This window comes from Streptomyces sp. CB02400 (assembly GCF_001905725.1).
Classification (GTDB): domain Bacteria; phylum Actinomycetota; class Actinomycetes; order Streptomycetales; family Streptomycetaceae; genus Streptomyces; species Streptomyces atrovirens.
In genome coordinates, this window is record NZ_LIWB01000018.1 from 1 (window position 1) to 17,027 (window position 17,027).

At 70.5% G+C, this 17,027-nt stretch carries 17 protein-coding genes and 2 pseudogenes; 12 read left to right on the plus strand and 7 right to left on the minus strand.

Annotated features, from left to right (window positions below):
* The first annotated feature begins 364 nt into the window (after positions 1-364).
* The 7 genes and pseudogenes from AMK33_RS31885 to glpK all read left to right on the plus strand — a co-directional run bounded on the left by AMK33_RS31885 (position 365) and on the right by glpK (position 7,360).
* Positions 365-754 carry a hypothetical protein gene (locus AMK33_RS31885; protein ID WP_073936478.1) on the plus strand — a complete coding sequence of 130 codons (390 nt, stop codon included), beginning with the start codon at positions 365-367 and terminating at the stop codon, positions 752-754.
* A 462-nt stretch (positions 755-1,216) separates the two neighbouring features.
* Positions 1,217-1,370: pseudogene (locus tag AMK33_RS45310) on the plus strand (glycoside hydrolase family 43 protein); the annotation flags it as partial.
* 470 nt (positions 1,371-1,840) lie between these two features.
* Positions 1,841-2,203, plus strand: coding sequence for a hypothetical protein (locus tag AMK33_RS31900; RefSeq protein WP_143203883.1), 363 nt, complete (start codon positions 1,841-1,843; stop codon positions 2,201-2,203).
* Between the two features lie 96 nt (positions 2,204-2,299).
* Positions 2,300-2,761 carry a hypothetical protein gene (locus AMK33_RS31905; protein WP_073936481.1) on the plus strand — a complete coding sequence of 154 codons (462 nt, stop codon included), beginning with the start codon at positions 2,300-2,302 and terminating at the stop codon, positions 2,759-2,761.
* 5 nt (positions 2,762-2,766) lie between these two features.
* On the plus strand, positions 2,767-3,948 hold the full coding sequence (locus tag AMK33_RS31910; RefSeq protein WP_143203884.1) for a hypothetical protein: 1,182 nt from the start codon (positions 2,767-2,769) through the stop codon (positions 3,946-3,948).
* Between the two features lie 883 nt (positions 3,949-4,831).
* On the plus strand, positions 4,832-5,743 hold the full coding sequence (locus AMK33_RS31920) for an MIP/aquaporin family protein (RefSeq protein ID WP_073936484.1): 912 nt from the start codon (positions 4,832-4,834) through the stop codon (positions 5,741-5,743).
* 93 nt (positions 5,744-5,836) lie between these two features.
* Positions 5,837-7,360 carry a glycerol kinase GlpK gene (gene glpK, locus AMK33_RS31925; protein WP_073936485.1) on the plus strand — a complete coding sequence of 508 codons (1,524 nt, stop codon included), beginning with the start codon at positions 5,837-5,839 and terminating at the stop codon, positions 7,358-7,360.
* 115 nt (positions 7,361-7,475) lie between these two features.
* On the opposite strand, the gene AMK33_RS31930 is transcribed toward glpK, so the two are convergent.
* Positions 7,476-7,667: a hypothetical protein gene (locus AMK33_RS31930; RefSeq protein ID WP_030858776.1), complete on the minus strand. Its 192-nt coding sequence runs from the start codon at positions 7,665-7,667 to the stop codon at positions 7,476-7,478.
* Positions 7,668-7,849: 182 nt separating this feature from the next.
* On the opposite strand from AMK33_RS31930, the gene AMK33_RS31935 reads away from it, so the two are divergent.
* Both AMK33_RS31935 and AMK33_RS45315 read left to right on the plus strand, forming a co-directional pair.
* Complete coding sequence (locus AMK33_RS31935; protein WP_073936486.1) at positions 7,850-8,983, plus strand: glutathione-independent formaldehyde dehydrogenase; 1,134 nt, start codon at positions 7,850-7,852, stop codon at positions 8,981-8,983.
* Between the two features lie 55 nt (positions 8,984-9,038).
* Positions 9,039-9,164 (plus strand): annotated as a pseudogene (locus tag AMK33_RS45315) (hypothetical protein); the annotation flags it as partial.
* A 267-nt stretch (positions 9,165-9,431) separates the two neighbouring features.
* Here AMK33_RS45315 and AMK33_RS31945 read toward each other — a convergent pair.
* Positions 9,432-10,154 (minus strand): uracil-DNA glycosylase, encoded by a 723-nt coding sequence (locus tag AMK33_RS31945; RefSeq protein ID WP_073936487.1) that lies wholly within the window; start codon positions 10,152-10,154, stop codon positions 9,432-9,434.
* Between the two features lie 74 nt (positions 10,155-10,228).
* Here AMK33_RS31945 and AMK33_RS31950 point away from each other — a divergent pair, with 74 nt between their 5' ends.
* On the plus strand, positions 10,229-10,837 hold the full coding sequence (locus AMK33_RS31950) for an RNA-binding S4 domain-containing protein (RefSeq protein WP_073936488.1): 609 nt from the start codon (positions 10,229-10,231) through the stop codon (positions 10,835-10,837).
* 15 nt (positions 10,838-10,852) lie between these two features.
* Here AMK33_RS31950 and AMK33_RS31955 read toward each other — a convergent pair whose 3' ends face one another.
* Entirely contained in the window at positions 10,853-11,539 is a 687-nt protein-coding gene (locus tag AMK33_RS31955) for a class I SAM-dependent methyltransferase (RefSeq protein ID WP_235618261.1), read from the minus strand.
* A 156-nt stretch (positions 11,540-11,695) separates the two neighbouring features.
* Between AMK33_RS31955 and AMK33_RS31960 the strand changes: the two genes are divergently transcribed.
* The gene (locus AMK33_RS31960; protein WP_201263115.1) at positions 11,696-11,959 is read left to right on the plus strand and encodes a DUF6343 family protein; all 264 of its coding nucleotides are present in this window, start codon (positions 11,696-11,698) and stop codon (positions 11,957-11,959) included.
* A 13-nt stretch (positions 11,960-11,972) separates the two neighbouring features.
* Here AMK33_RS31960 and AMK33_RS31965 read toward each other — a convergent pair whose 3' ends face one another.
* The 4 genes from AMK33_RS31965 to rpsA form a co-directional block, all read right to left on the minus strand.
* On the minus strand, positions 11,973-12,353 hold the full coding sequence (locus AMK33_RS31965) for a tetratricopeptide repeat protein (RefSeq protein WP_030858785.1): 381 nt from the start codon (positions 12,351-12,353) through the stop codon (positions 11,973-11,975).
* A 50-nt stretch (positions 12,354-12,403) separates the two neighbouring features.
* Positions 12,404-13,015, minus strand: coding sequence for a dephospho-CoA kinase (gene coaE / locus AMK33_RS31970; protein ID WP_073936491.1), 612 nt, complete (start codon positions 13,013-13,015; stop codon positions 12,404-12,406).
* A gap of 18 nt (positions 13,016-13,033) precedes the next feature.
* Positions 13,034-13,972, minus strand: coding sequence for a PAC2 family protein (locus AMK33_RS31975; protein ID WP_073936492.1), 939 nt, complete (start codon positions 13,970-13,972; stop codon positions 13,034-13,036).
* 375 nt (positions 13,973-14,347) lie between these two features.
* Positions 14,348-15,841: a 30S ribosomal protein S1 gene (gene rpsA, locus AMK33_RS31980; protein ID WP_073936493.1), complete on the minus strand. Its 1,494-nt coding sequence runs from the start codon at positions 15,839-15,841 to the stop codon at positions 14,348-14,350.
* A gap of 304 nt (positions 15,842-16,145) precedes the next feature.
* Here rpsA and AMK33_RS31985 point away from each other — a divergent pair, with 304 nt between their 5' ends.
* Complete coding sequence (locus tag AMK33_RS31985) at positions 16,146-17,024, plus strand: class I SAM-dependent methyltransferase (protein WP_235618262.1); 879 nt, start codon at positions 16,146-16,148, stop codon at positions 17,022-17,024.
* The last annotated feature ends 3 nt before the right edge of the window (positions 17,025-17,027 follow it).

Genomic DNA, 17,027 nt, shown 5'->3' on the forward strand with positions numbered 1-17,027 from the left:
ACCACTCCAGCGGACGTGACCCGCAGGTGCCGAGCCCGTTCCGAGCCGTGGGCCACCGACCCGGAAGCGCACCCCACGTCAGTGAGCGTTTTCCAACCCGCCGCACGGGCAGACAGTTGACTGACGGACAGACAGGTGAAGCCAACTGTCCAGCCCACGCGGCAGGTTGGAAAACGCTCCATGAGTTTCTGATCAATAGTGGCCCCCTTCGGGCTCTCTGATCCCCAGTACCAGCCGAGCGTCGCATGACCTCGATACAGGAAACCGCACCTGAGTAACGTCCAGAGCCCAGGGGGTCGTGATCCGCTCAGACCCCCTGGGCTCGCCCCTTCGCCCCATCGACGACAAATCGCGGATACAAGAAATGAACACCTCGGACAGCGAGTTCGTGCGGCACAGCATCTGGGAACATGTCCCGGAGGCTCGTCCCTTCGTGACTGGGCTCGAAGAGGAGGAATGGGAAGCCACGAACGGCGAGTGCTCCGATCCCGGCATGTATTCCATGCCGAGTTATGGATTTGTGCACCCGGTGTTCCGACCCGCGCTGGAAGAATCGGCGAGGGAGACCATCGCCCGTTCTGCCCGTCTGATAGAGGCACTCCTGGGATCGGGGCGTCCCCGGGTCATCGAACTCGTCAGCATCCGCGTCACGGATCAACTGCTGGGATTTCCCGAGCTCTGGGAGCGGTTCGCGAGCTGTGCGGGCCCCCGTATGCGGTTCGAGGCAGATCTACGGCGCGAGTACTACCGCTGACAGCCAGGCCTGTGGCTGCGAGGTCTGCTGACCGCCGGACCGTACGCCGTCGCGGTCGGCATGCCGGCCCTGAGCCTGCCCGCTGTGGGCGTCGAGAACACGCCGACGCCGGACCCCGGCACAGCGGCCGGCGCATTCTTCCGCCTCGTCCTGTCCACACTGTTTCTCGCCTCCACGGCCGGGGGTAGTCGAGGTGAAGCGGCGCTCACCCGGTCTCCACCACCGGCGGCCACCCGGCTGGGCAGAGGTGCTCCTGAACGTCGACCGGCTCCAGCCGGCGGCCCTGGGACCTCTGCTCGCTCGGGTGGAGACCGACTATCCGGTGGCGGACGGGTCCATCGCATGGGCACGTGACCACGTGGCCGCCGGACCTCGGCGGTCACTGGAGGGAGACACCAGCGCGCCCGGCAGAAGGACGTCGAGGCTGCCCCTCAGCCCCGGGCACCCCACGCGGCCGACCCCTTGATCCCCGCCTTCCACTCCGGTCCCGGCCTCTGCCGACTTCCCCGGTGTACCGCTCTTCCACAGCCGCGACCTGGTGCACCGGGCACAGATCGGCAACGTCCTGGACCGGCTGGAGCGATTGCTCCTGCCGGCCTCCATGCCGCCTTCCGGAGAGACGGCGGATCGCGACACGGGCGCGGCCAGGGTGCCGGCCGTGCACGACAAGGCAGTGCTGGACAACCTCGGTCGGCTCGATGACCGGCTGCCGCTCGCCCTGGCGGTCGCGGGCACCCTGCTCTGTCTGCGTGCGGGCCGACGACCGCGGTCGCGTGCGTGCGGGCCGGCCGCGACACGTTGACCGAGACGGCGGATTTCCGATGAACCCGTCCGGGCCGGCTGGGAACCTTACGGCTCGGTGTCTCTGCCGTATCCGAGGCGTTCGGCGCGCGATGACCTCCGCCCGGGAATCAGGGATTACAAGGGCCTGGTGGTGCTCAGCGTCACACCGCAGGAGCGGCAAGTCGATTTCGGGCCCGGATTCCGCGACGGGGTGATGTGCCATTCCGAATCGGCATGTGCCGAAGGTGTCGAATTCCGCTGGGATACCCTCGGCGGAACAGTTCTCGTCGGGGAGATCAGAGCGTGAACACAGCCACGCCGCGTGGCCCTGGAGGCTGCTCGGTCTTCGGTGTCGCGGTGACCGCAGCCGTCCTCACCACCATGTGCTGGGGACTCACCGCGCTGCTGTCCGAGAACTTCGGGAACGACTGCCTCTTCCACTTCGGTGACACCGGACCACGGGCCGAGCACTGTTACCTGGTCAACGACCGGGCGGAGGCATGGCTCCCCTGGTTGGTGTCCGCCGCGTGGACGGGTGCGGTGCTGGTGCTCTGCCTGCCGCGCCGGTTCCTTCCGGGGCGGCGCACCACCGCCGGCGTCACCGTCGCCTGCCTGATCGTCGCCGCGGCACTCGGGGGGCACGCCCTGGCTGTCTCCGGCCCATGAGGGGCCACCGGAACGATCTGGCACGGTTGCACACCGACGGCCGTACCCAGGACTTCGACGTCCGGGGCTCCTACTCGTACTCGATCGGGGGGTGAGATGAGCACCCGTGCCATCCGGCGCACGGCTGCGGGCCTGCCCCTGGGCCTGCTGCCGCTGCTGGTGGTCGCCGCCCGCGGTGGGGAACCGGAGAAGCACTTCCCCGGCGCCTTCCCGGGCACGCACACCGATGTGAGCGCGGATCAGGCGTTCCGTGACCACGATCTCCGGGTGCCGGCGTCGGCGGAGGCCGTCGGGTACTGGGCGTGGTCCGAGGACGACACCTACCCGTTGGCCGCCGTGCCGCGGAGGCCCTGTTCCGCGGTGCCCGATTTCGTCTCCGGCAGCGGGCTGCGCCCGGCCTCCCCCGACGAGGGGGGCGTCTCCGGCGTCCGGGTCTTCGCCAAAGACCACGGGTGGGCCGGCGACGAACCGGACCCGCGGTACCTGCGGGACCGGGGCCACGCGGGTGTCATCAGCCACCGGACCGGCACGGAATGCGCGGTGTATCCGCACACATGACCGGCATGCGGATACTCGTGGACGCGGTGGTGGTCGTGTCGGTCGTCTCGGCCCTCGCGATCACCCCGCGTGTCCTGGCCCGCCGCCCCGATCCGGTCCGGGCGGCGGGCCGTCGCGTCCTCTCGCCGGCCGTGTGGCTGGCGCTGGTGACCGGTCTGGTCTACGTCAACCAGGTGCTGTTCACGGTGTACGTGCTGCGTGTGCACGACGGGGACCCGTCGTTCATCGCGCGGTATCTCCCGGCCGGCTGGTTCGACCTGGCGTCGTCGAACCCCGCCCTGCGCACCTTGGCCGAGCACTTCCCGGCGCCCGGCCTCCTCGCACCGAGCCTGCTGCGGGTCCAGGCCTTCCTGGAACTTCCCTTCGTCCTGCTGGCCTTCGCAACGGTGGTGCGGTGGCTCGACACCGACCTGTACCGCCGGATCGCGCGCTCGGCCCTGCTGCCGTCGGCCTCGGTGTCGTACACGGCCGTGTTCTGCCTGGTCGAGTGGGACCTGCGCAACCCGTACACGGTCGACGATGTGCTGATCCGCGCGGTGTCGGCTGTCGTGACCCCCCTGTTCCTCGCGCGGACGGCCGCGCGCGACACGGCGACGACCCGGGTGCCGGCCTCGGTACCGGGGCTGCTGGTGTTCATCGGTTCGCTGGGGGCGCTGGGCGCTCTGGTACTGGTCGTCTATGACACGGCGCTGCTGTACAGCCTGGGCCGCCTGGACGACCGTCTGCCGCTCGCCCTGACCGCATTGGCCGCCCTGGTGGTGCTGCGCGCGGCCGCCGTCCGGGTGTCCGACCGGTCCGGCCCGACGCTGTCCTTCGTGGTGCACGCGCTGCGCCACTGGCTGCTGCTGTTCTTCGTACCGGCCCTGGCGATCCGCTACGGCCTGCTGTTCGGCACACCCCGACCGGCCCTGGCGGCAGGCGTCGTGACAGCCGCGGTGGCCTGCGTACGCGCGGCCCGCGAGGCGTCGGCCGGTGCCGGCCGACGGCCCCGTGCGGTGGCCGGTCTGACGGCCCGCGCCGGCTGCGCGGTCCTCGCGGGAACCGCCGGCGCCACCGTGGCCCTCCGGCTCACCCCAGCGTCGTACGCGGAAGTCGCCTTGCTGTCGGCCATGGGTGCCTTCCTGGTCACGGGTGTCGTGATGTGCGGCGTTCTCGACCATTTCCAGAAGGGTGCCGACAACGGCTGAACTGTGGTTTCCGGTGCTGTGGGACGACGAGCAGGCACCACGGGTCGTGACGCGCGGGACATGATGACGAACCTTCGGACAGCCCGTTCACCCCCTCGTACGAATCCGAACAAGGAGGAATACAACCCCTACCGCTACAAGGCCTTGGGCGGCCACAAGATCTGGGGCAGCGCCACAATCAAACGGAACGGCAACGAGATGAGCATGAACGTCACGGTTCACGCACTGGACCAGTACGACTTCGACGCGGGTGCGGCGGACGAAGAAGGACGGCTGCGGATCCGCCGGGCTTCCCGCCTCGCAGCAGCGGCCGTGGCCGTGCTCGTACTGGCGGGGTGCGGTCATCCGACCGGGTCGGCGGACGCTGCCGGGGCCCCGGAATCCCGGTCCGGGGGGGGATCGGTGAGCCCGGCATCCGGCAGGACGTCCGGTGGCAGACGAGTGAGGACTTCGTGACCGCCGTTACGCAAGGGCGCTGCTCCGCCACGTTCTACGCCGACTTCAAGCGGAAGTCGATCGTCTTCGACGCGGTCAACCCGGAGAAGAAGGCAGTGTAGAGCCGTCGGGACTCCTCCTGGGGTCCCCTTCCCTCCTCGGGGCGGAGGGGACCGTCCTCGTTTCCGACCGGACGGACCGCGTCAAAGACCGGTGACGGGTGGCAGCGGGAGCTTCAGTGGCGGCCGGGGTTGCCCGGACCGGGTCCGGGAAGACCGAGTCGTTCCTGGTGCCGGTCCTCGACCACTGCCGTCGGGAGAAGGCGCGCGGGCGGCGCGTTGCTCCATTGGAAGGAAACGCCCTGCTCAGGGCGCCCTCTCACGGCGATACGCATACGCTGCCGGTAAAGGGAGGGGAAGGCCTGTGCCATTCCTGCCGAGGAGAGCCGATGGCTGAACGCGTCGAGGCTGAAAGCAGTCCACGTCGTCGAGGTTATAGAGAAGGCCTCGGCGGCGAGATGCTCGCCGAATTCCTGGGGACGTTCGTCCTGCTCCTGCTGGGCGCCGGGTCGGTGGCCGTCGCCGTCGTCGGTCTGCCCGGCTCGGGGCGGCAATTCGTGGAATTCGGTCCGGCCAACTGGCTCATCATCGCGTGGGGCTGGGGCCTCGCCGTGGTGTTCGGTGTCTACGTGGCCGGCGGTGTCAGCGGCGCCCACATCAACCCCGCGGTGACGCTGGCCTTCGCCGTGCGCGGGGACCTCCCCTGGCGGAAGGTCCTGCCGTACTGGCTGGCGCAGGTGGTGGGAGCCTTCGCCGCCGCCGCGCTCGTCTACGCGTGCTACCGGTGGGCCATCGACGCGGCCGACGCCAAGGCCGGAGTCCCGCGGGACGAGTCGCTGGCGACCTACTCCATCTTCGCGACGTTCCCGGCCGAATACTTCGGGAATTCCTGGTGGGGCCCGCTGCTCGACCAGATCGTGGGAACGGGGATTCTGCTGCTGCTCGTCTGCGCCGTCATCGACACCCGCAATACGGCTCCGGCGGCGAATCTCCACCCGTTCATCATCGGTCTGGTGGTCGTCGCGATCGGCCTGACCTTCGGCACCAACGCCGGGTACGCGATCAATCCCGCGCGTGATTTCGGCCCCCGGCTGTTCACCTTCTTCGCGGGCTGGGGCGACATCGCCCTGCCCGGCACATTCGGATGGTTCAGCGGCTACTGGTGGATCCCCGTCGTCGGCCCGCTGATCGGCGGAATCGTCGGTGTCGGCGTGTACGACCTGCTCATCAAACCGGTGATCACCGCCAGGACGAGGGCGCTGGAGGAGCAGGAGAAAGGCCCGGCCACCGAGGAACCGTAGGTCCCCGGACCCTGCCGTCGGGACCCTGCCGTCGGGACTCTGCCGTCGGGACTCTGCCGTCGGGACCCTGTCGTCAACCAGGAGGTGTCAGCGATGCCCGAATTCGTCGGCGCGGTGGACCAGGGGACCACCAGCACCCGCTTCATGATCTTCGACCACGCGGGGAACGAGGTGGCCAGGCACCAGCTCGAACACCAGCAGATCCTGCCCCGGTCCGGCTGGGTCGAGCACGACCCGGTGGAGATCTGGGAACGCACCAACACGGTGATCCAGAACGCCCTGCGCGACGGCGGTCTGACCGCCACCGACCTGCGGGCCATCGGCATCACCAACCAGCGCGAGACGACCGTGGTCTGGGACCCGCGCACCGGCCGCCCGTACTACAACGCCATCGTCTGGCAGGACACCCGCACCGACCGCATCGCCGCCGCTCTCGAGCGTGACGGCCACGGCGACACCATCCGCCACAAGGCCGGTCTGCCGCCGGCCACCTACTTCTCCGGCGGCAAGATCAAGTGGCTGCTGGAGAACGTGGACGGGCTGCGCGAGGCCGCCGAGGCGGGCCACGCCCTGTTCGGCAACACCGACGCCTGGGTGCTGTGGAACCTCACCGGCGGGCCCAACGGCGGTGTGCACGCCACGGACGTGACCAACGCCAGCCGCACCATGCTGATGAACCTCGAGACCCTGGACTGGGACGACGAGCTGCTCGACATCTTCGGCGTCCCGCGCCCGATGCTGCCGGACATCCACGCCTCGTCCGACCCCGAGGCGTTCGGCCAGGCCCGCACCTCCCGGCCGCTGGGCGCCGCCGTCCCGATCACCGGTGTGCTCGGCGACCAGCACGCGGCGACCGTGGGCCAGGTCTGCTTCTCCCCCGGCGAGGCCAAGAACACCTACGGCACCGGCAACTTCCTCGTGCTCAACACGGGTACGGAGCTGGTGCGTTCGCACAGCGGGCTGCTGACGACGGTGGCGTACCGGTTCGCGGGAAGCCCCGCGGTCTACGCCCTGGAGGGCTCCATCGCCGTAACCGGCGCGGCCGTGCAGTGGCTGCGCGACCAGTTGAAGATCATCGGGAGTGCCCCGGACAGCGAGCAGCTGGCGCGTTCGGTGGAGGACAACGGCGGGATGTACTTCGTCCCGGCGTTCTCCGGTCTCTTCGCCCCCTACTGGCGCTCCGACGCACGCGGCGCCATGGTGGGGCTGGCCCGGTACAACACCGGCGGTCACATCGCGCGGGCCACGCTGGAGGCCATCTGCTACCAGAGCCGCGACGTGGTCGAGGCCATGGAGCGGGACTCCGGTGTGCGCATGGACGTGCTCAAGGTCGACGGCGGCGTCACCGCGAACGATCTGTGCATGCAGATCCAGGCCGATGTGCTGGGCGTGCCGGTCAGCCGTCCCGTGGTGGCCGAGACCACCGCGCTGGGCGCCGCCTACGCCGCCGGGCTCGCAGTGGGCTTCTGGCGCGACACCGACGAGCTGCGCACCCACTGGCAGGAGTCGAAGCGCTGGACCCCGCAGTGGAGCGAGGAGCGGCGCCAGGAGGGCTACCAGGACTGGAAGCGGGCGGTGGAGCGGACCCTGGACTGGGTCAAGGTCAGTGACGACTGACACCGGCCGGGTTCCGTACCGGCCGGTGGGTTCCGTACCGGCCGGTGCCGTACGCCTGCGGGCTCCGTACCGGCCAGCGGGTGACGTACCGGCCGGTAGGTGACGGGCGCCGCGGTCAGCGGTCGGCGATGTCCTCGCGGAGGCCGTCGGAGAACTCCCACCACGACAGCGGAAGCCAGTCGCCGTTCACGAACCCGTCGACCGTGGCGCCACGGCCACGGACCGTCACCGTCGTGCCCGGGGGATAGGTGGTGCCGGACAGCCCGGGCACCGCGACGAGCAGGGTCCCCAGCCGCTGCGCTGCCATGGCGGCCTCTTTCCGTTCTCGGTTACGGCATGCGTCGTCCGCGGATCGTCGGACGATATGCGTCCGGATATTACCGGCTTGCCCCGTCGGCCAGACCGGAGAACCATGAGAAATCGGTCACGCGGAACCATCGGGAGAGGCACGCCACCGGACCCGTACCCCACCGAGTGGAGGTCGTAGCCATGAAGGCCGTCGTGTACAAGGGACCGTTCGAGGTCGCCGTCGAAGAAGTCGACAACCCCGCCGTCCAACATCCGAACGACGTGATCGTCAAGGTCACCTCGACCGCGATCTGCGGTTCCGACCTGCACATGTACGAGGGTCGTACCGCCGCCGAGCCCGGCATCACCTTCGGTCACGAGAACATGGGCATCATCACGGAGGTCGGCCCGGGGGTCACCTCGCTCAAGGAGGGCGACCGTGTGGTCATGCCCTTCAACGTCGCCTGCGGATTCTGCCGGAACTGCGCCGAGGGATTCACCGGATACTGTCTGACCGTCAATCCCGGTTTCCCCGGCGGCGCTTACGGCTATGTCGCGATGGGACCGTGGAAGGGCGGCCAGGCGGAATACCTGCGCGTTCCCTACGCCGACTTCAACTGCCTGAAACTGCCGCCGGGAAAGGAGCACGAGAACGACTTCGTGCTGCTCGCCGACATCTTCCCCACCGGCTACCACGGCTGTGAACTCGCCCAGGTCCGCCCCGGCGAGAGCGTCACCGTGTACGGCGCCGGACCGGTCGGTCTCATGGCCGCCTACTCGGCACTGCTGCGCGGCGCGAAGAAGGTCTTCGTCGTGGACCGGGTCCCCGAGCGGCTGCAGAAGGCCGAGGAGATCGGCGCGGTCCCGATCAACTTCGCCGAGGGCGACCCGGTGGAGCAGATCCACGAGCAGACCGAGGGCATGGGCACCGACAAGGGCGTCGACGCGGTCGGCTACCAGGCCACGGCGGGCGGCACGGACCGCGAGGAACCGGCGACCGTCCTGAACTCGCTCATCCGCACGGTGCGCGCCACCGGAATGCTCGGCGTTCCCGGGCTCTACGTCCCGTCCGACCCCGGAGCCCCGGACGAGCAGTCCAAGCAGGGCATGCTCCTCGTCGCGGTCGGCAAGCTCTTCGAGAAGGGCCTGCGGCTGGGCACGGGGCAGTGCAACGTGAAGCGCTACAACCGGCAGCTGCGCGACATGATCATCGAGGGCAGGGCGAAGCCCAGTTTCGTCGTCTCCCACGAACTGCCCCTGGACCAGGCGCCGTCGGCCTACGACAAGTTCGACAAGCGCATCGAGGGCTACACGAAGGTGGTGCTGCGCCCGTAGCCCCGGCGCCGCGGGAGCAATGCGGATGCGGGGGCGGTCCGGGCGGTGGGCCGGGATGTGGTCGGCGTGCCGCTGCCGGAGGGCGGGGAGCTGGACCAGCTCCACCTCGCCCGAGTGGCGCGGGCGCGGGATCGACGACCGGTTCGTCGCCCTGGCCGAGGAGCGCGGCCCCGGAGGGCTCACGCTGTGGACCTTCCGGGTCAACACGCCCGCGCACCGCTTCTACGAGCGGCACGGCTTCACGGCCGTGGAGCGGACGGACGCATATCCGGGAACGAGGAGCGGAAGCCGGACGTGCGGTACGTGTGACGGCCGTGAGGTGTCAGGCGCGGGGCCGGGCGTACCGGCCCGTCGCCACCACCAGCGCGTCGTCGCCGGCCGTGGTCGTACGGTTCGGTCTCCGGGTACCGGCTCGTCGGAGCACCGTACCGGCGTCGGCCGGGACCGCTCATCCCCTTCCCCGCGTACTCAGTCCCGCCGCCCCGGCCGCCGTGCGCAGTACGTCGCGGAGCATCTCGGGGGTGAGGCGGCCGGTGAAGGTGTTGCGCTGGCTGACGTGGAAGCAGCCGAAGAGGTGGAGACCGGGGCCGTCGGGGGCGTCCAGGGTGACATGGGCGCCGTGCGCGAAGGCGGGCCGGGGCCGGGGCACGGTCCAGCCGGCCTCGGCGAACGCGGGCAGCGCGGCCTGCCAGCCGAAGGCCCCCAGCACGAGCGCGGCCCGTACCGTCGGCCGCAGCAGGCGCAGCTCCCGCACCAGCCAGGGCCGGCAGGTGTCCCGCTCCTCGGGGGTGGGCTTGTTGGCGGGCGGGGCGCAGTGCACGGGCGAGGTGACGCGCACGCCGTACAGCTCCAGGCCGTCCCCGGCGTGGGTGGAGCCCGGCTGCGAGGCGAGCCCCACGTCGTACAGCGCCTGGTACAGCACGTCCCCGGAACGGTCCCCGGTGAACATCCGCCCGGTGCGGTTGCCGCCGTGCGCGGCGGGCGCCAGGCCGACGATCAGCAGCCGGGCGTCCGCCGGCCCGAATCCGGGCACCGGCCTCCCCCAGTACGTCCAGTCCGCGAACGCGGCCCGCTTGGTCCGGGCGACCTCCTCCCGCCAGTCGACCAGCCGGGGGCAGGCACGGCAGCCGGCGATGCGCTGGTCGAGCCGGTCGAGGCCACGGGGGTCCATGGCTCCACCGTAGGTGTTCGGGGCGGACGAAAACCCCGCACCGCCGGCCGGGACCAAGGGTTAAGGTCGGGACCATGGCTTCTGAGAGTGCCGAGGACCCCAAGGTCGCCGCCGCCGTGGCCGCCGCCGAGGCGGCCGGCCCGCCGAGTGGTGAGTCCGTACGGATCGACAGCTGGATCTGGTCGGTGCGGCTGGTCAAGACGCGGTCCCTCGGCGCCGCCGCCTGCAAGGGCGGGCACGTCCGGGTGAACGGCGAACGCGTGAAGCCCTCCCACTCCCTCCGTGTCGGTGACGAGGTACGGCTGCGGGCCGAGACCCGGGAGCGGATCGTCGTCGTCAAGCGGCTGATCCGCAAGCGGGTGGGCGCCCCGGTGGCCGTCCAGTGCTACATCGACAACTCCCCGCCGCCCCCGCCCCGCGAGGCCGTCGCCCCCGCCGGCATCCGCGACCGCGGCACGGGCCGCCCCACCAAGCGCGACCGCCGAGAGCTGGAACGGCTACGCGGCCTGGGCGGCCCCACCCCGTTCGGCGGACACGCGGGACCGGGCGGACCGGGCAGCAGCGGTGACCCGGACGCCGCGTCCGGCGGAACCGACAGGCGGCGTGGCGGATCCGCCGGACGTGAGACGGCCGGTGGACGCAAAACCCGTGGCAAGGGGGCCGGGGGTGCGGGTCGGTCGTGAGCGTGGGGCGCGTGATCAGGTGTCGGTCATCGGCACCGTCCGCACCCACATCCTGTCCTCCGTCAGGTACCGGTCCACCTTCAGGCCCGTCTCCGCCAGTGCCTCCTCGAACTGCTCCCTCGTCAGGGGGCGGGCGCGGAATGTCTGGGTCCAGGTCGCGTCCGGGAACACGTACTCCGCGTGGACCGAGTCGACGCCGTCGCCCACCGGCTCCGCCGACACGATCCGCACGGTGAAGCCGGCCGGGTCGACCCGCTCACGCGGCACATTGGTGTGGTAGTCCTCGCCCTCCCGCTGGATCAGCACGCACCCGCCCTTCGCCAGGTGCCGCACGCAGGTGCGCAGCAGACCCCGCCGCACCTCCACGTCCCCCGCGTGCACCAGGAACGACGCGAGCAGCACCACGTCGAACGTCTCACCGAGGTCGAGCCGCTCTATGGGACCGCATATCGTCCGCGCCCCGCGCACCCGCTCCAGCATCTCCGCGGACTCGTCCACCGCCGTGACCTCGAAGCCGCGCTCCAGCAGCGCGTGGGTCATCCGCCCGACGCCGCTGCCCAGCTCCAGGATCCGCGCCCCCGCCGGCACCGCGGCGGCGATGACGTCCGGCTCGTCCCCGACGGGCAGCCGCGCGTACAGCTCCACCGCGCAGCCGTCCGGGGTGATCGCCCCGGGCCCCGTCCCCTCATGGCCCTCACGCATTTTCAGTTCCATGCCCGTCAAACGGCCGGCGTCCGCACGCCCGTTCCCCCTCCTCGCCGGTTCACCCGACCGAGTGACACGTGGTCCTGGAGGCGGTTCGGGGAACCCGGAACACGCGGGAGCGGCCCGAACGGCGCGGACGGGGTGGTGATCGGGATGCGTACGGGCAGTGAGCCGGTGACCGCCCGCAGTGCTCTGCGGATGCGGTTCTGGCTGAGCGTGTGGGGCGTGGTCTGGACGGTGTCCGGGACGGTGGCGTTCGCGCTCGCGGGGCATCCGGGCTGGTCGCTCGCCTGCGGGCTGCTGTGGCTGGTCGTCACGGTCGACCTGGTCGTCGTCCTGCGGCACATCCGCCAGGGCCCGCATTACCAGCCGGGGCGCGACGTACCCCCGTACCAGCCGCCGGGGAACCGCCCGTAGCGCCGGCCGTCACTCACTCGTCGAAGCGGGCCGCCTTCAGGTACTCCGGGTTCGGGTCCAGCGCGGCCGCCAGCCGGAAGTGGCGCTTGGCCGGGTGCGGGCGGCCCTGCCGCTGGTAGGTGCGGGCGAGCGCGAAGTGGGCGAAGGCGTTGTCCGGCTCGCGCTCCAGCACGAGGGAGAACTCCAGCTCGGCGGGGCGGAGCTGGGCCGCCGCGAAGAAGGCACGGGCGCGCAGCAGCCGCGCGGCGGTGTTCTCCGGGTGGACGTCTATGACGCCGTCGAGCAGCTTCACCGCGCCCCTCGGGTCCCGGGAGGCGAGCAGGTGCTCGGCGGCACGGAAGTCGATGACATGCGTTTCCGGCGTACGTCCGGTCGAACCGCTGGTCTCGGGCACGGCGGAATCCTTCCCTCGCTGAACGGGTTCAACGCCCCGTCCGGCACCCGCTATTCCGGGTGGGAGGTCCGCGCCCGGTGGACGAGGTCGGCCCACACGTCCTTGACGCGCCGGTGCAGTTCGTCGAGGGGGACGTCGTTGTCGATGACGATGTCGGCGATCTCCCGGCGCTGCTCGCGGGTCGCCTGGGCGGCCATCCGCGCGCGCGCGTCCTCCGCCGTCATGCCGCGCCGGCCGACGAGCCGGTCGAGCTGGGTCTCCGGACTCGCGTCGACGACGATCACGAGGTCGTAGAGGGGGGCCAGGCCGTTCTCCGTGAGGAGGGGGACGTCGTGGATCACGACGGCGTCCTCGGCGGCGGCCTCCTCCAGCTCGCGGGAGCGGGCGCCCACCAGGGGGTGGACGATCGAGTTGAGGACGGCCAGCCTCTCCGGGTCGGCGAAGACGACAGAGCCCAGCTTGGGCCGGTCGAGCCTGCCGTCCTCGGTGAGGACCTCCGTGCCGAAGGCGTCCACGACCGCCGCGAGACCGGGCGTCCCCGGTTCGACGACCTCACGCGCGATCCGGTCCGCGTCGATCAGCACGGCCCCGCACTCGACGAGCAGCCGTGACACCTCGCTCTTGCCGGCACCGATCCCGCCGGTCAGGCCCACTTTCAGCATGGGGGACAGCCTAGGGCGTCAGCCGTCGCCCTCGCGCTCCGCCAGGAAGCGTTCGAACTCGCGGCCGATCTCGTCCGCCGACGGGATGTCCACCGGCTCGGCGAGCATGTTGCCCCGGCTCTCCGCGCCCGCCGCCGCGTCGTACTGGTGCTCGAGGCCCTGGACGAGGGCGGTGAGCTCGTCGTCGCCCTCCCGGATCTGGCGTTCGATCTCCGTCTGGGTGCGGTGGGCGTCGGTGCGCAGCGCGTGCGCGACACCGGGCAGGACCAGTCCCGTCGCGGCCGTGATCGCCTCCAGGGCGGTCAATGCCGCGTCCGGGTACGGGGAACGGGCGATGTAGTGCGGCACGTGCGCGGCGACGCCCAGGACGTCGTGCCCGGCCTGCATGAGCCGGTACTCGACGAGCGCCTCGGCGCTGCCCGGCACCTGTGCCTCGTCGAAGACGCTGCCGGCCACCGGGACGAGGTCGGCGCGGTTGCCGTGCGGGGTGAGGCCGACGGGCCGGGTGTGCGGGACGCCCATGGGGATGCCGTGGAAGTTCACCGACAGGCGCACGCCGAGCCGCTCCACGATCTGCTGGACGGCGGCGGCGAAGCGCTCCCACTCCACGTCCGGCTCCGGACCGGAGAGCAGCAGGAAGGGCGCTCCCGTGGCGTCCTGGACGAGGCGCACCTCGATGGCGGGCACCTCGTAGTCGCTCCACCGGTCGCGGGTGAAGGTCAGCAGCGGGCGGCGGGCGCGGTAGTCGACGAGCCGGTCGTGGTCGAACCGGGCGACGACCTGGTGGGGCAGCGAGTCGAGCAGCCGGTCGACGATCTGGTCCCCGGTCTCCCCCGCGTCGATGTATCCGTCGAAGTGGTAGAGCATGACAAGTCCGGCCGACTCCTGGGCCAGCGCCATGTCGACGACACCGAGCCCCTTCGGCTCCCACGCGTACAAACCCTGCGGATCAAGCACAGTGACCGCTCCTCCTCATGTCCGTACACCACAACATGGCACGCACCACTGACATTCCCCGGCGGGAACAACTCCCCAGGAAGCGCGGGGACCTTCTCCTCGGGGGCGCGGACAACTCCCCCAGGGCCACAGGCGGGAATCTCGTCATCAGGGCCGCGGGCAACTCCCCAGGGGCGCGGGGCTGTATCGATATGCGGCTCCGCCGCGTGGGCGCGACAAGCCCCCACCGGCCGACAGCCGACCCACAGCCCCTCAGGGGCGCGGGGAACTGCGCGAGACCCCCCACCGGGCCGCAGCCCAAAACACAGCACTGAGGGGCCGTACCTCAAAAAAGGTACGGCCCCTCAGTCAACGGCTAAGCGTCAGTGGAGAGCGTCAGCTCTGCCCACCCGCCAGCTTCTCCCGCAGCGCGGCCAGCGCCTCGTCCGAAGCCAGCGCACCGGACTGGTCGCCACCCTCGGAGGAGTACGAACCGCCACCGGACGCGACCGGAGCGGCGGCCTCGCCACCCTCGGCAGCGGCCTTCTCGTCCGCCTCGCGGGACTTGATGACCTGCGCCTGGTGCTGCTCGAAGCGCTGCTGCGCCTCGGCGTACTGGGTCTCCCACGCCTCGCGCTGGGTCTCGTAGCCCTCGAGCCAGTCGTTGGTCTCGGGGTCGAAGCCCTCGGGGTAGATGTAGTTGCCCTGGTCGTCGTAGGACGCGGCCATGCCGTACAGGGTCGGGTCGAACTCGACCGCCGACGGGTCGGCACCGAAGGCCTCGTTGGCCTGCTTCAGCGAGAGGCTGATGCGACGGCGCTCGAGGTCGATGTCGATGACCTTGACGAAGATCTCGTCGTTGACCTGGACGACCTGCTCCGGGATCTCCACGTGGCGCTCGGCCAGCTCGGAGATGTGGACCAGACCCTCGATGCCCTCGTCCACGCGGACGAACGCGCCGAACGGAACCAGCTTCGTGACCTTGCCGGGCACGACCTGGCCGATCTGGTGGGTGCGGGCGAACTGCTGCCACGGGTCTTCCTGGGTCGCCTTCAGCGACAGGGAGACGCGCTCGCGGTCCATGTCGACGTCGAGGACCTCGACCGTGACCTCCTGGCCGACCTCGACGACCTCGGAGGGGTGGTCGATGTGCTTCCAGGACAGCTCGGAGACGTGGACCAGACCGTCGACGCCACCCAGGTCCACGAAGGCACCGAAGTTGACGATCGAGGAGACGACGCCGGAACGGACCTGACCCTTCTGGAGGGTGGTGAGGAACGTCTGGCGGACCTCGGACTGGGTCTGCTCCAGCCAGGCACGGCGGGACAGGACCACGTTGTTGCGGTTCTTGTCCAGCTCGATGATCTTCGCCTCGAGCTCCTTGCCCACGTAGGGCTGGAGGTCGCGGACGCGGCGCATCTCGACCAGGGAGGCCGGAAGGAAGCCGCGGAGGCCGATGTCGAGGATGAGACCACCCTTGACGACCTCGATGACGGTACCGGTGACGATGCCGTCCTCTTCCTTGATCTTCTCGATGGTGCCCCAGGCACGCTCGTACTGGGCGCGCTTCTTCGAGAGGATCAGGCGGCCTTCCTTGTCCTCCTTCTGGAGGACGAGGGCCTCGATCTCGTCACCGACGGCGACGACCTCGTTGGGGTCGACGTCGTGCTTGATCGAGAGCTCGCGGCTCGGGATGACACCTTCGGTCTTGTAACCGATGTCGAGCAGGACCTCGTCCCGGTCGACCTTCACGATGACGCCGTCGACGATGTCGCCGTCGTTGAAGTACTTGATCGTCTCGTCGATCGCGGCGAGGAACGCTTCCTCGTTACCGATGTCGTTGACCGCAACCTGCGGGGTGGTGGCGGTGGTCTCGGTGCTGCTCGTCATGTGGGAAAGGGCTCCGGTACGGACATTGAAGTCGTAGGTACTGCTACGCCGGAGCCCGTTTCGCTCTGCAGAAGCCGGACAGCCAAGGAAGCGCATCACCGTCTGTGCGGTGATGACACCTCGAGAACCGAGGGGACATACAACAGATGCGAGCGCAGCCTGCTACGTCTGAGGTGCGCAGGCTCGCAGCGCAACTTGTAGCATACGGGGGCTGCCGGGCATGGTCAATGCGCGAAGCCGCCCACCCGGGGCGGATCGCCGCATAACCGGCACAATTACGGTCTCCCGAGGCCACGCAGGGGTGATGAGACCCCTTCTGCGACACGCCGGGGACCGGCTGGTTGGACGGAAGAGTACGACGAGGGAGCCGATCATCCAAGAGCCCGAAGCGCCCGAACCGGAGGCGACCCGGCGGCAGGCCGGTGTCACGGAGAGCTCCCGCGCCAACCGGGGATGGTGGGACCGCAACGCGGACGAGTACCAGATCGAGCACGGCACGTTCCTCGGCGACGACCGCTTCGTGTGGGGGCCCGAGGGTCTGGACGAGGTGGAGGCGGAGCTGCTCGGCCCGCCGGAGGAGCTGAAGGGGCGGGACGTCCTGGAACTGGGCGCCGGCGCGGCGCAGTGCTCGCGCTGGCTGGCCGCGCAGGGGGCGCGGCCGGTGGCGCTGGACATCTCGCACCGGCAGTTGCAGCACGCGCTGCGGATCGGCGGGCCGGTCCCGCTGGTGTGCGCCGACGCGGGGGCGCTGCCGTTCGCGGACGGCTCCTTCGACCTGGCCTGCTCGGCGTACGGGGCACTGCCCTTCGTCGCCGATCCGCGGCTGGTGCTGCGCGAGGTGCGGCGGGTGCTGCGGCCCGGCGGCCGGCTGGTCTTCTCGGTCACGCACCCGATCCGCTGGGCGTTCCCGGACGAGCCGGGACCGGAGGGGCTGAGCGTGTCCGCGTCGTACTTCGACCGCACGCCCTACGTCGAGCAGGACGAGGGGGGCCGCGCGGTGTACGTGGAGCACCACAGGACGCTCGGGGACCGCGTCCGTGACGTCGTCGCCTCGGGGTTCCGGCTGGTGGACCTGGTGGAGCCGGAGTGGCCGGCCTGGAACACCTCCGAGTGGGGCGGCTGGTCGCCGCTGCGCGGGAACCTGATCCCGGGGACGGCGATCTTCGTGTGCGTACGGGACTGAGTG

Coding starts and splice junctions, on each gene's coding strand:
- AMK33_RS31885 (WP_073936478.1), top strand. CDS start 365: ATGAACACCTCGGACAGCGAGTTCGTGCGGCACAGCATCTGGGAACAT.
- AMK33_RS31905 (WP_073936481.1), top strand. CDS start 2,300: ATGAGCACCCGTGCCATCCGGCGCACGGCTGCGGGCCTGCCCCTGGGC.
- AMK33_RS31910 (WP_143203884.1), top strand. CDS start 2,767: ATGCGGATACTCGTGGACGCGGTGGTGGTCGTGTCGGTCGTCTCGGCC.
- AMK33_RS31920 (WP_073936484.1), top strand. CDS start 4,832: ATGGCTGAACGCGTCGAGGCTGAAAGCAGTCCACGTCGTCGAGGTTAT.
- glpK (WP_073936485.1), top strand. CDS start 5,837: ATGCCCGAATTCGTCGGCGCGGTGGACCAGGGGACCACCAGCACCCGC.
- AMK33_RS31930 (WP_030858776.1), bottom strand. CDS start 7,667: ATGGCAGCGCAGCGGCTGGGGACCCTGCTCGTCGCGGTGCCCGGGCTG.
- AMK33_RS31935 (WP_073936486.1), top strand. CDS start 7,850: ATGAAGGCCGTCGTGTACAAGGGACCGTTCGAGGTCGCCGTCGAAGAA.
- AMK33_RS31945 (WP_073936487.1), bottom strand. CDS start 10,154: ATGGACCCCCGTGGCCTCGACCGGCTCGACCAGCGCATCGCCGGCTGC.
- AMK33_RS31950 (WP_073936488.1), top strand. CDS start 10,229: ATGGCTTCTGAGAGTGCCGAGGACCCCAAGGTCGCCGCCGCCGTGGCC.
- AMK33_RS31955 (WP_235618261.1), bottom strand. CDS start 11,539: ATGCGTGAGGGCCATGAGGGGACGGGGCCCGGGGCGATCACCCCGGAC.
- AMK33_RS31960 (WP_201263115.1), top strand. CDS start 11,696: ATGCGTACGGGCAGTGAGCCGGTGACCGCCCGCAGTGCTCTGCGGATG.
- coaE (WP_073936491.1), bottom strand. CDS start 13,015: ATGCTGAAAGTGGGCCTGACCGGCGGGATCGGTGCCGGCAAGAGCGAG.
- rpsA (WP_073936493.1), bottom strand. CDS start 15,841: ATGACGAGCAGCACCGAGACCACCGCCACCACCCCGCAGGTTGCGGTC.
- AMK33_RS31985 (WP_235618262.1), top strand. CDS start 16,146: ATGAGACCCCTTCTGCGACACGCCGGGGACCGGCTGGTTGGACGGAAG.